This window comes from Burkholderia sp. AU18528, assembly GCF_002223215.2.
Classification (GTDB): domain Bacteria; phylum Pseudomonadota; class Gammaproteobacteria; order Burkholderiales; family Burkholderiaceae; genus Burkholderia; species Burkholderia semiarida.
In genome coordinates this window covers 131305-144447 of the sequence record NZ_NKFC02000006.1, presented here as the reverse complement: position 1 = coordinate 144447, position 13143 = coordinate 131305, and the positions used below count along the sequence as shown (strand labels likewise).

The 13143-nt window shown below is 61.4% G+C and carries 11 protein-coding genes and 1 riboswitch; of the genes, 7 read left to right on the top strand and 4 right to left on the bottom strand.

Going from position 1 to position 13143, the window contains the following annotated elements; translation table 11 throughout:
- Positions 1-17: 17 nt before the first annotated feature.
- Positions 18-1295: a nucleoside triphosphate pyrophosphohydrolase family protein gene (locus CFB52_RS34930; protein ID WP_218964205.1), complete on the bottom strand. Its 1278-nt coding sequence runs from the start codon at positions 1293-1295 to the stop codon at positions 18-20.
- Positions 1296-1318: 23 nt separating this feature from the next.
- Entirely contained in the window at positions 1319-1606 is a 288-nt protein-coding gene (locus CFB52_RS17425) for a DUF4031 domain-containing protein (protein ID WP_099317852.1), read from the bottom strand.
- Here CFB52_RS17425 and CFB52_RS35385 point away from each other — a divergent pair.
- Entirely contained in the window at positions 1534-1974 is a 441-nt protein-coding gene (locus CFB52_RS35385) for a helix-turn-helix domain-containing protein (protein ID WP_099317851.1), read from the top strand. The genes CFB52_RS17425 and CFB52_RS35385 overlap by 73 nt on opposite strands.
- Here CFB52_RS35385 and CFB52_RS34650 read toward each other — a convergent pair.
- Positions 1919-2344: a hypothetical protein gene (locus CFB52_RS34650; protein WP_180278222.1), complete on the bottom strand. Its 426-nt coding sequence runs from the start codon at positions 2342-2344 to the stop codon at positions 1919-1921. The genes CFB52_RS35385 and CFB52_RS34650 overlap by 56 nt on opposite strands.
- A 42-nt stretch (positions 2345-2386) precedes the next feature.
- A riboswitch (SAM-I-IV-variant riboswitch) is annotated at positions 2387-2490 on the bottom strand.
- A 151-nt stretch (positions 2491-2641) separates the two neighbouring features.
- Positions 2642-3391 (bottom strand): hypothetical protein, encoded by a 750-nt coding sequence (locus CFB52_RS17410; RefSeq protein WP_306532430.1) that lies wholly within the window; start codon positions 3389-3391, stop codon positions 2642-2644.
- Positions 3392-4268: 877 nt separating this feature from the next.
- Between CFB52_RS17410 and CFB52_RS17405 the strand changes: the two genes are divergently transcribed.
- From CFB52_RS17405 to CFB52_RS17380, 6 genes are all read left to right on the top strand, one after another.
- The gene (locus tag CFB52_RS17405) at positions 4269-7031 is read left to right on the top strand and encodes a type VI secretion system Vgr family protein (RefSeq protein ID WP_099317041.1); all 2763 of its coding nucleotides are present in this window, start codon (positions 4269-4271) and stop codon (positions 7029-7031) included.
- A 19-nt stretch (positions 7032-7050) separates the two neighbouring features.
- Positions 7051-9363, top strand: a complete 2313-nt coding sequence (locus CFB52_RS17400; protein ID WP_081066558.1) for a hypothetical protein — start codon at positions 7051-7053, stop codon at positions 9361-9363.
- A complete protein-coding gene (locus CFB52_RS17395) occupies positions 9360-10841 on the top strand; it encodes a virulence factor (RefSeq protein ID WP_257220495.1) in 1482 nt (493 codons plus the stop codon). The genes CFB52_RS17400 and CFB52_RS17395 overlap by 4 nt, the downstream gene beginning before the upstream one ends.
- 79 nt (positions 10842-10920) lie before the next feature.
- Entirely contained in the window at positions 10921-11178 is a 258-nt protein-coding gene (locus tag CFB52_RS17390) for a PAAR domain-containing protein (protein WP_059579755.1), read from the top strand.
- 18 nt (positions 11179-11196) lie between these two features.
- Entirely contained in the window at positions 11197-11511 is a 315-nt protein-coding gene (locus tag CFB52_RS17385; protein ID WP_059579849.1) for a TrfB-related DNA-binding protein, read from the top strand.
- A 153-nt stretch (positions 11512-11664) separates the two neighbouring features.
- A complete protein-coding gene (locus tag CFB52_RS17380) occupies positions 11665-13143 on the top strand; it encodes an aminotransferase class V-fold PLP-dependent enzyme (RefSeq protein WP_099317040.1) in 1479 nt (492 codons plus the stop codon).

Here is a 13143-nt window from a genome sequence, read left to right as displayed (position 1 = left end):
GGAGTCATACTTCTTCTTTATTCATAGTCAGGAGGTACCGCACCGACCATCACCTTCTTCTTTGGGAGCACCACTAAGGTGGGCTTCTCTTCCTCCCTTATTGGGGAGAAGGCGATGGTATGTGCTTTCATATCTACAGTCACTTCGCCACCTCCTGATTCACAAAGCTCACGGAAAACTTTGAATCCCTCCAGGATGGCCTTTTCCCACTGCCACAGCGGGCACGCGTAGACCTCATAGCCCTTTACCATTTCACGAACCTGCTTCAGCACGCCATAGTCCAGCTTACCAGGCGCGGTATCCGTAAAATACCGATGGCGATAGGCGTGATTGAAAATCCAGGTGGCAATGCCTTCTTCGATAATCATGGCTCGCGCACCATCTTCGTCACGGTCGACCTGCGCGTTGCTCTTACGCTTCAGCTTCAGCAGGCCGCGGACGACGGGCGACCAGCCCAAATGAGCGATGTAGGCTAGGTGGAATACGTCGTGAAACCGATAACCGTCCGGTTCCGTACGGTTGTCGGTCAGCCTGTCACCAATGTTCACACGGTTCATCTGCTGAACGACATAGGGGACACCATCGGGCCCGTGCAGTTCGATGAACCGCATCGTGAGCTTCCGAGGCAGTTGTTCGAGTTCCGGATACGAATCATCGAACAGCGCATGGTAGGCAGTTCCCTCTCGCGGCCACCTTGACTCGAACTTATCTAGATTTTCTTTGGCGACTTGGGCGACTGAAAGGTCAAATTGGGCGCAGACAAGTACCATGTCTGCCAGCAACGAGCCAAGCAGTTCGAGACTTGAGTGGCTCGCGAGATCTCCTGCACTGGATATGGCCATCAGTTGGCCACAATGGGCACCGAGCCCGCAAAGCGTTTTAGTGCGTGTGTCTGCGGCAAGCCTATTTCGGCAGAACGCTATCAAGCCATCGAACTCAGCGAACGTTACGTCGCCTATTGGCCTATTGTGATTTACTTCGAGGCGGCGCTGAAGTTCCTCCAAGGCAGTGAGCCCGAGATCGTTCAGGCTGTGTTGGCATTCGATGCCAACGGTTGCTAGATACCAGAGCGCGTCGCCGATTTCTTCCGTTACGCTCGCCTGCTCCGCCGGCCCGAGGTCGCGCTTGGATTTTTTGATCGCAGCCAGAATTCCTCCGACTTCGCCAAAAAGACCGTATCTGAGTTGATTGAACGCCTCCGGGGTCCCCTTGAACTGGTTTGACGCCGAAGCTCGAACCTCGTACTCAGAAAGCGGCAAAGCTGAGCTTCTTGCGGAATTGTCCGGATTGAACACGACGGCCCCTCGTTCTGATCTATTTATGGCTGCGACATTGCATTTTTCCCGCTGCGAAGCTCGGTCTTCAACTGCTTCGCGCATGTCACGATAGTCCCGCGGTCACCCATTAAAGCACCAAGGATAAGGGCTTTCTCTCTCACGCTTACAGTAACGTCGTAGTGTGGGTAGATAGCATGCTCTTGGAACCAAGAACGGCGGAGACCGAGTTGCTGGGCGAAATCATGCAGTTCGTTCAATGAATCTGCAACTAGGTGACACCACTGCTTCCCGCGCCAAGATATGCGCTCGTCGTCAACGTAGATTGCCATGCTTGCCATTTTGCAAAAATATCTGCAAAATGATACGCAATATGCAAACAAATCGCAAGTCAGTTCTGGCGGCAAAACAACTCGGTGACGCACTGCGCCACCGAAGGAAGGAGCTCGGCTTGACGCTAGAACAACTTGCGTCCGAGATAAACGTAGACGTCGGTCAGCTTTCCCGATTTGAGAGAGCCGAGTTCAAAATCGTATCTCATAATTTGCAAAAAGTCGCCGATTTTTTGCAAATTCAAGTTAACGCCGAGGTCGGGGAGCCCAATGGCATCGTCGAGCAATTCGCTGAGTTGCTTGACCGATCTGCTAGGCACAGAGCTGCCGCGATTGCTCTGGTCCGAGCGCTTCAGCAGCTTCGTTGAGACGTATTCTCGGACGTAGACTGCACTCCGTCGCGTCCCCGCCCACCGCCGCCCCCACCCGAACGAAATGATGCTCGACCCTCGTCCGGAGCACGCCATCGAGCGCGGCGAGCCGTTCACGCAGCCGAACCGCTTGCCCTTCCGTCATCTCGCCGAGCACGATCTTTTGTTCGAGCACGTCGCCACAGCGGGTGATGGCCCACCGGTCGACCGTCGCCGTTTCGCCTTCGAGTACGGCAGCCGCGGTCGAAACAATGCCCGGATTTCGTCTCGAAACGAGATGAACCGTATGCGTCAACGTGAAACCGGGAAGAAAACGCGACCAGTCTTCACAGACCGTCGGATGGGAAGCGGAGGAAACTTGGCTCATGGTTGCTCCGGATGAATGGTTATCGAACCGGTGCCAGCCATGCTGCTCCCGTTTCGTTGCCGTCAATCGGCCGCATCGCCTCGAGGGCGTCCACCTTGCCCGGGAGGGCAGGTTGGCGTCGGAAAACCCGACTCTGGATGCTTGAATTCTCACGTTCGACATTCCGAACGTGGGTCCATTATACCGAAAACCCGGCGCTGAACAAGCGGCCCCCGAACGCGTCACTTCGGCCGGATGGCTCCGCTGATCCGGCCCTTCCCTATCCGGGCGCCTGCATGACCGGCCCGCCGGAAACCGCTACTTCGACAGCCGCAGCTTCTTCGACACCACGACGCCGCTCGACGGACTCACCAGCCAGATATCGCGGAGATCCATGTGCAACGTGGAGATTCTCGTCGAAATGTCCGTCGGCTCCTCGATACTCGGATCGGCGTGTTCGGTTTGTTCGGTCAGGTAAGGCCGAACCAGGCGCCCGGAAAAAACGAGTGCGAAGTCGCCTTGCGTCCGCGCGTACTCGGCGGCCGAAAGCCGCATGCGGCTCCTGACCGTGGTCTTTTTGCCTTGTCCGGCGTCGAGTTCGATGATGTCGACGTGCTGGATGTACCCTTTTGCCTTCGCTTCCGGCGCAATCACGAGCCCGCGCCCTCGCGGCCCCGTCGTCACCCTTCTGAGCAGGATGCCTGCCCGGCCGTCGCGCTCCCCATCGAACAGGTCGACGTCCAGCGTCAGCAGGTGCGGCCGTGACCGGTATCTCAGCCCGTACCGCACCGGCACCACGAATGTCACGTCACGATCCAGACCGACGCCCGTCAGGTCGGGATCCGGGCCGTGCCGGCCAGCGGCGCCGGAGACCGCGCCGCGAATCCGGTCACGCAACGAAGGCGGGAGCGTATTGACGTGCAGCTTCTGCAACGCATCGCGGATGGCAACCGGGTCGTCGCCGACGATCGGTCGTGCCGCGGACGTGCCGTGATCGACAGCCGCCGCGACGTGCGTCGCGCCGTCGCCAGCCTCCACTTGTGCATGCGCCGCGACTGGCGCCAGCATCGTCGTCACGGCGACGATGCACGCGAAGCGTGAACAACCCAATTTGAATCTCCGGTGAAACACGACGAACTCCCGAACGCTTCCTGATCGATCAACGACGAGCACTATAGGGTGGAATGATCGGCCACGCACCCGCCATCTGGAATTGGCCGATGCCGGCACGCGTTGCCACAGATTCATTGTCGGCCCGGCGGCACGTCAATGGGCAACACTACCGTGTTGCCTTGGCGACAACAACCGACGCAAAGCGCGCGGCGGCGCCCGTCGAGCATCCGCAAACGCATCCCGCGCCATCGCCTGACTCGCGACACACGTTCGGATCCGGCACGCCATTCACGCGCGCATTCGCGCCGCGACTCGCCCACCGATAGCCCGGCGACGCATACCCGCATCGCCCGCTTCGACAACCGGTAGTGAAGCGCGGCGCTGATCAAATCATCCTGCATTTTCGACATTCGATCGGCGGGTGCGCATATCGCGCGCCAGAGCGCAAGCCCGCTCGCATCGATCTCAAAGACATGACATGTCGCTGCTCACATTGAGTCGGGACAATTCCGATTTTTCAAACTCCCACTCAATCATGTCCGGACAGAAAATCCTTACTTCAGCGATATTTGAAAACGAGTCGAGACAAATACCAATCCCGAATAGTCGAATCGACATATTCTCATTCACACAAAATCCCCGCCCAAACCAAACAAACATTAACCATTGTTTCAAAAGAACTTATTTTCCATCTCAAAATAAAAATATCAGTTAAAGATAGAAATAGCTTGCTATTCTTCGCACCGAAATCCCAAAGACCATCGCCTTATCACTCTGAGAGGCGGATTCGAACCCATCCGAATCCGGAACAAAAAATAACGAGATTGTCGTTATGTCGATAGCAGCAACTTTGCGAAACTTTGCGTCGGGTCTCGTCGACCGGAACAAGCGACCGGTCGCCCTTCATTTCGGTCAGGCGCAACGCGCAGTCGGTCATCTGCTGGCGCTCCACCACGCCGATATCCGCGAGGGGCTCATGTCGGGCATCGAAGGGCAATTGACCTGCGTGTCCACCTACGATCATCTGCCGCCTGCGCTGTTTCTCGGTTTGCCCGTATCGGTCCGGCTGACGACCGATCGAGGCGACATCCGGGCCATCAACGCAATCGTGCACGAAGTGCGGGCCGGTCAATCCGACGGCGAACTGACCGTCTATCAGCTCCATGTATGCGACGCCCTGTCGCTGATGGATCGTCGCACGAACGCGCGCCTGTTCCGCTCGCGCAGCGTGCCGGACATCCTGGCGACGCTGATGAACGAGTGGAAACAGCGCAGCCCCGCGCTCGCGCGAGCGTTCGATTTCGACCTGTCGACCTTGCAGGCCGACCGCTATCCGGCACGCGAGCTGACGCGGCAGGTCAACGAATCCGACGCACGCTTCATCCGGCGTCTGCTGCGCCGGGAAGGCATCACGGTCTTTGCGAAGGCCGCCCCGGCCGACGGCAGACGCGGCGTGACCGACGAGCGGCCGATTCACACGCTCGTGTTCTGCGACGATCCGCATCGTCTTCCGGACGCACCGGCGGGCACGGTACGCCTTCACCCGCGCGACGCCGGCGTCGAGCAACGCGACACCGTGACCCTCTTCGCGTACGACCAGCGTCTGTCCGCGGGCAAGGTCCGCCGCCCGTCGTGGGATTACAAGACCGCGCGCGTGGACGATTTCGAGGCCTTCACCGGCATCGACCAGGGCGAGTCGGGGAACGATCTCGCGCGTTTGCTGACCGACGTCGCGATCGACATCCCGCACGTCGGCGACTCGTGGAACGATCACGCACGCATCGCCCACGACCGGATGCTGGCCCATCAGTTCGAAGCCGCGCGCTTCGAAGGCATCGGCACCGTGCGCGACATGCTGGTCGGATACGGATTCACGCTGGCGGGCGACCCCGAACTGGATATGAAGCCCATCGATCGTCGTCGGTTCGTCGTCACGTCGATTCGACACGTCATCTGGAACAACCTGCCGAAAGACCTGTCGGGCCGCGCAAGCGGGCTGTTCTCGGCAAGCCGCAACCTGAGGCCAACCGTTCCGCCGCCCGATGCATCGGGACAAACGGACACGCGCTACGAAAACAGCTTCACGTGCGTGCAACGCGGTGTACCGCTCAAGCCGGCCTACGATCCGACGATCGACGTGCCGCCGGTTCACCTGCTGACCGGCACGATCGTCGGCACGCAGGGCGAGCAGGTGTTTTGCGACAAGGCCGGCCGCGTGCGTGTGCAGCTTCACGGTCTCGATCCGGCGGACCATGCTCATGCGCAAGGCGCCGGTACGAACGGCCTGGCCGGCGACAGCGCACCGATTCGCGTCGCGGCGAGTCTCGCCGGCGAATGCTTCGGCGCGCTGTTCCTGCCGCGTGTCGGGATGGAAGTCCTGCTGGGGAGCCTGTCGGGCGATCCGGACCGTCTGGTGATCATCGGCGTGTTGAGCAACGGTGCGAACCCGCCGGCGACCTTCAGCGATACCGGCGCGCTTCCGGGCAATCGCTACGTGTCCGGGATCAAGACGCGGGAAATCAGGGGTCGCCGGCACAACCAGCTTCGCCTCGACGATACGCCGTCGCAGATCTCCGCGCAGTTGGCAAGCGAACATGCGCACACGCAGTTGAATCTCGGCTACCTGACGCAGCCGCGCATCGACGGCCACGGGGACGATCGGGGCGAAGGCGCGGAGCTGCGCACCGACGCCGCCGCGGCGTTACGCGCCGCCCAAGGCATGCTGTTGACGACCTATGCGCGTTCGCACGCAACCGGCGGTCAGCTCGATCGCGACGAGCTGCTCCGCTTGCTCGATCAATGCACGGCGCTGTTCAAGTCGCTCGGCGATCATGCCGGCCAGCATGGCGGGCATTCCCCCGACACGGCCGGCCAGGACACCCTCGCCGATGCGTTCCGTCACTGGAAACCCGGCAGTTCCGAATCCGGCGCTACCGGCGACGCCCGCGCATTCATGGCGTTCGGCGCGCAAGCGGGTTCGCTGAACGTCACGCCGAAAACGCACGTCACGTATGCGGGCGAGAACATCGATCAGATCGCGCAGCAACACGTGCAAATCACGAGCGGCGAGCGAATCAATCTGCATGCCGGGCATGGCGTCGCGATGTTCGCGCACGGCAATGGCGTATCGGCGATCGCGCATCAGGGGAAAGTGGCCATTCAATCGCAGCACGACGACACGCAAATCGAGTCCGGCAAAAGCATTCAGTTGACCGCGGCCGGCGGCAAGCTTGCCGGCACGGCGAGCGACGAAGTCGTATTCGTCACGGCGGGCGGCGCGTATCTGAAGCTGCGTGGGAGCGATATCGAACTCGGATGCCCCGGCAAGTTCACCGTGAAATCCAACGGTCACGCATGGGACGGCCCCGCCAGCATGAGGGCCGATCTGCCGGCCTTCGATCGACATACGCTCGGCCGCGTCCCGAAGCTGATCCGCCCCACGGACGGCAACGCGGCGCCGGGGTTCGAAGGGCAGGTTCGAAAGGCTTCGGGAACGCTGTCGAATTTGACGACCGACACGGCCGGGGAACTGCCGGCGGTCGACACCGACCGGTTCGAGAGGCTGGCGGTGCAGTTCACCAAGAAGAATGTTTAACGAAAGCGCAGGATTCCGGATGAATCAGTCATCTCTCGATCCTCGACCGGAAGAGGACATCCGCACCAACGAGCACGCCGCGAAGGCCGACGTGCCCGACGCGGCCGCGTCGCGCCCGGAGGCGCCGCAGATCGTCGTCGGCCGGACCGACGGGGTTGCGATGTGGACGAAAGACACCCGCCTGATCTGCGTCAAGCAAATGCCGTTGCCCGGTGTCGTCATCTTCGTGCATGGCGTGAACTCCGAAGGCGAATGGTTCGAGGCCGCCGAGCAGGGGCTGTGCGATGGCCTGAATCGCCGGCTCGGGCGGCTGGACGATCAGTTGAAGTATCACGGCATCGATGCCGGGCAACTGGTGCCGGCGAAGTACACGGAAAGCGTGACGCCGGACGGGTTTCTGAACCCGAAGCTTTGGTCCGGCAACTACATCAAATCCGACCCGTCCTTCTCTCCCGTCATTCATTTCCGATGGGGCTATCGGGCGACCGCCGCTGAGCTGAAAGAGTACGGCGACAAGATCTTCCTGAACGAGAAGGACTACTGGGGCGGCGGCCCGTTCACGAACGGTTGCGCGAGCCTGCCCGATCTCTGGCACGGCGGCCTCGACGACCGCGCGGCCGGGTGGTTGACCGTCCAGGGGATCAACCCGACCAATCGACCGCTGTATCGCGCGCCACCCCGCGCATATGGCGTGCTCGCGGCGTTGCGCCTTGCGAGGCTGATCGAGTCGATTCGCCGCATGCAGGCCGACGTACCGATCACCGTCGTGTGCCATAGCCAGGGCAACATCGTGGGCCTTACCGCGGCCTTCTTCGGCGATGCACTACCCGATGTCGAAGATCCATGGGGACGCAGCGGGCATTGCGTGGCGGATGCCTATGTACTGGCGAATGCGCCGTACAGTCTTGCGCGCGCAGATGGCCCGAATCCATCCGATACGTTCATGGATACTTGGTCGCAACGCGCGACCCGGGACGGTGGCGGCCGTCGCGGACGGCAGACCTACACCGCCCGCACGAAAACGTTCGGCAAGTTTCTGTCGATCATCGGCACGCGGAAGGCCTACGAACTGCCCGCCGACAAGATCGATGAAGACATGGCGAACGAACGGGTATCGCCGACCAGCAAGAAATCTTATGCAGCACAAGAGGATCGGATACGCCACGGCCTGAACGGATCGACGTATGGTCGCGTCACCGCGTATTGCTGTCCGCATGATCAGGTGATCTCGGCGGTCACGGTTCAAGGCATCGGTTGGCGCGGCATCGACAAGAACGAACTGAACGATATCGGTGTCCCCGGCGTGCTGACGCAGCGCGTCTTTGCCTCCGGCTTCCGGGTTGGCGTGCAGAAGCACTATCGCTATTGGGAAGACGACTGGCGGCATGGCAAAAAGGGAACGACGGCGGGATTCTGGTATCCGCCTTCGCCGCCTGCCAAGTTCAATCTCATCGGTGCACTCAAGGGAAACGAGTCTGTGTTCGGGGTGGCGGCCACGCTTGCATCGGCGCCGATCATGTTTTTCGTCACCCAGATCAGCTCGGCATTGAACATGTTCCGCGTGAACGCCGTTCCGCCGCAGGGCTGGACCGTGGTGGCGGACGCGCCGGCACTCGACGAACCGTTCGCGCCGAAGGCGTTGCGGTTCGGCAAGCCCATCGAAACGAAGGACGGCAATGCGACAAGCGACTTCAACGAAGGCAACGATCCGCCGGCCGCATGGCGCGACGCAAGCAAAAGCGAGGCAGACAAGCGCACGGACGATCCCTACGATCAGTACGAGGCGAAGAACGCGGACAGTGTCGCGCAAGGGACGGCAGAGAGCGAAGCCGGACAGCGTTATGAGGATCGCGCGTTGATGCGGATGGAAGCGCGACGCACGCTGAATACGGAATGGCTCGATGGTGATGGCCACGTGATCGGCGAGGACGGCAAGAGCGAAATGCCGGAGGGCTACAAGGAATGGCGCGATCAGCAGATTGTCGATTGGCTCGATCGTGGCGCGACCAACAGCCCGACGAATCACTCCACGACGATGACGAATCCGAAGCATGCCGAAAAGGCGCTTGCGTACGACGTGGCGATCGGGGTTTGCTATCTGACGCCGGATCAACTCTACGACTTGCGGATTGAGGCGGATTGGCGAATGGGAGATGGTATTCCCGACGACAGCCCGAACAAGAAATACACGGAGTACTTTATACGCGGAAAGTTTGACGATCTATCGATACAAAGTTGGATCCATGAGGAGAACAGCGAAGGAAGAATGCCGACCGCGATCACGGACGAACGCGAAGGACAGTTTTATCTGAAGATCGGCGGTGCGGTATGAAGGTGCTGATCGTTACATGGCCGCGACGTGTTGCCGTTTCGGTCGGAGCATGGATCATCGCAGCCGTACTCATGGCCTCGCTGATGGCACACGTAGAACAACCGGACCCGACACAGTTGGAATTTGGAGATTGGATGAAGCGATTGGTAGTTGTACCCAGTTTGGTAGCGCTCATGGTTTTTCTGTTTACTACGGCCATGACCCGTTCCGCGCATTCCGCGCCAACCCCTGAGTTCGTAGCGAACTCAGCTCCGGCCGCCGCAGAGCCGGCGAAGCCATTTGTTGCCCAAGTTGTCGGTCTGATTTGGTTGAATCCATTGCAACGCATGGATTACCCGACCGAATGGCAGCTGTTGTGGACGCAAGGGCTTTCCGGGCCAAACAAGAATGACGATATGGTTCGCACCGACCCGCAGTCCTTTACTACTCTCCAATCGGTAGCAGGCATCGCATATGGCAACCGCGGAGCAGAAACATTTAGAGGGTTCTATCGCAAGTACATGACCAAGTTCCCGCTGCTGCTTCACTCACGCTACGCGAGCAACGCGAAATACTTCTACACGGTCAGCCCTGACGATAAAAAGAACTGGCGCGAGTTGGCTGGCATCCGTGTCGAGCTTGCAATTCCGGAACGACTTGACGCAGCCGAATCGCAAAGCTACTTGCAGGACTCGATTCGAAAGACGTTCTCGATCGGCAACCCACATTTCCCGACGATGTGGAGCCGCAACGAACTCCCTGACGTACAAGTCACACAAGGCGGCCCAAACACCGGATTCACATCGCTGAACAATGCCCTGGACTACTTGCAGGCGAACCCTGACAAGAGCGTCTGGGTAGTGAACTGGGACGCACCCAACTTCCCGCCCACGGACGCACAGATCAACGAGAATCTTGTCGTGCTGTTCCTCGCCGGCCCGGCCTTCAACACTGAGCGTGAGCCCCTCGCCTGGATCGGCAAGGCAGCAACCGGCAACACGCATGATTTTTCGCCGAAGGTCTGCACAACGCGCGCCGTGCAGGCGTGGAAGGCGACCATCGACCAAGCCGCACGCAATGCCGGCATCGCGGCAACCGACGTCAACTACATCGTTCACGACGCAGGTAAAGGCAGCGACGCATCGTCGGCACGTCTTGCCGCGCTCGCGCAGACCTTGACGGAAACGCTTCCCGAATACGACCACCGCAAACAGACCTTCAACACGGCCGCCCTGCTCGGCGACATGGGAACAGGCAGCGCATTGACAGACGTCGCGCTCGCCATCGGCCGGATCAATCACTTCGGCGGCAACGCACTCGTCGCCGGCACGACCGATCCGGAGCACCCGGTCGCGGTCGTTGTCCGGCCACCGTCGAAGCTCACGTCGATCGATCCCGACAAGGACTGGTTCCGCGCACGCGGCGGAAACAACGCCTACCTGCCGTGGTGGGGACGCCGACACGATACGAATTACGGCATGCAGGGTTATTCATGGTGATGCACACCGGCACGGCAAATCGCTTCGTCCGAACGTGATCGCCGCGTCAGACCTCAAACCATTTGGAGGAGGAAATCCCATGCGGGGAATTATCCGGGTAGAAGATACGCACACCCACGGCGGCCGGGTCGAATCCGGCGCCCAAACAAGCACGGTGATGGGGCGCGCGGTCGCGCGTATCGGCGACGCGTGCTCGTGTCCGATTCATGGCGCCTGCGAGATCGCCGAAGGCGACCCGAGCTTCGACATCGAAGGCCGGGCCGCCGCTTTCGACGGCCACAAGACTTCGTGCGGCGCGGAATTGATTTCGTCACTTCAACATTCGGGGCGGATCTGAATGCAAACGACCCGACGCATGACTGCCGAACAGTTCCGGCTGTTGCGGCTTCAGGATACGCGGACCAAGCCGCTGAACCAGTGGGCCTTGCACGAGATTTTCGTGAAAGGCAGATCCCAACGGGCGCTGGCCGCCGAACTCGGCATGACGGACTCCGCGATGTCGCAACTGGTGCGAAAAACCTGGCGGCGCTATCTGGAATTGCCCAGCAGCGCCACCCGCCTCACGACGCTCACGGTCACGATCCCGTCGAAGTACGAGCACGCGCTGCTGGCGTGGGTGCGGGATGCACACCGGTTGTCGACCCAATCCGGCCCCGATACGGCGACGTGATCGGGCCGGCGTGCTCATATAAAAAAATTCCCCAATTTCGCAAATTAACAAAACGTTATTCCACGTTAGATCGAATCGTCAGCCAACTTTGGATCCTTTTTCCCTTCTGTCCCCCGTATCATTCCGTCACCACGCAATGAGCAAGAGACGGACATGAGCGACTTCCCCCCGCTGCACTACCTCGACTACGCCGCCACGACCCCTGCCGACCCCCGTGTAATCGAAGCGATGACGGCCTGCCTCGGCTTCGACGGCTTCTTCGGCAACCCCGCGTCCAGCTCGCACGCGGCCGGCCGACGGGCGAAAGACAAGGTCGAGCATGCCCGTGCGCAGGTCGCCGCGCTGATCGGCGCGGATGCCGACGAGATCGTCTGGACCTCGGGCGCCACCGAATCGAACAACCTCGCGCTGAAGGGGTATGCGGAAAACGCGACCGGCAAGCGCCACCTGATCACGAGCCGCCTCGAGCACAAGGCCATTCTCGACACGATGGCGAACCTGTCGAAGCACGGCGCGCAGGTCACCTTCCTGGCGCCCGACGCGAACGGCGAAATCACAGCCGACGCAGTGGCGGCCGCGATCGGCCCCGACACGGGCCTCGTGTCGCTGATGCTCGTGAACAACGAGATCGGCACGCTGACCGACATCGGCGCGATCGCCCGCATCGTCCACGCCGCCGGCGCGCTGCTTCACGTGGACGCCGCGCAGGCGCTCGGCAAGACGCCGATCGACGTGCGCGCGCTCGGCATCGACATGATGTCGATGTCCGCCCACAAGGTGTATGGTCCCAAGGGCATCGGCGCGCTGTTCGTCCGTCGCGAGATCGCGAACCGGATCGCGCCGCAGATTCATGGCGGCGGCCACGAGCGCGGGCTGCGCTCGGGCACGCTCGCCACGCACCAGATCGTCGGCATGGGTGTAGCCTGCGAACTCGCCGCTGAAAAGCTCGACGGCGAGGCCGCGCGGATCACGGCGCTCGGCGCGCGGCTCACCGGCGCGCTGTTCGCGCTCGGCGACGTCACGCAGAACGCGGCCGCCGCCCGCCGTATCCCGCACACGCTGAGCCTGACGGTGCATGCGCCGGGCTTCTTCCCGTTCATGCTCGGTGAAGCGCTTGCCGTGTCGTCCACCTCCGCATGCAATTCGACCAGCGGCGCACCGTCGCACGTGCTGACCGCGATCGGCCTCGATGCCGAAACGGCCGGGCGTACCGTACGCATCAGTTTCGGCCGTTTCACGACGGAAGAGGACGTCGACTTCGCGATCGCCTGTTTCACGCGGGCGATCGAGCAATGCCGGGCGGCGGCGGCGACCGGCTTCACCGCGTCGCGGCAGATCACGCCGGCCGACCTGAAGGCGATCCGCAATGCCGGCTTTCGCGCGGTGATCTGCAACCGGCCCGACGGCGAAGGCGCGGATCAACCGGCGTTCGAGGAGATCGCCGCCGCCGCGCGCGAACTGGGCATGGATGCGCGTTACCTGCCGGTCGAGCGCGACCGCATCGGCGAAGCGGAAGTCGACGCGTTCGGCGCACTGGTCGACACGCTGCCGAAGCCCGTGCTCGCGTATTGCCGCAGCGGCAGCCGCTCCGGCCTGCTGTGGAATCGGCTGTCCGCTCGGCGCACGGCCTGA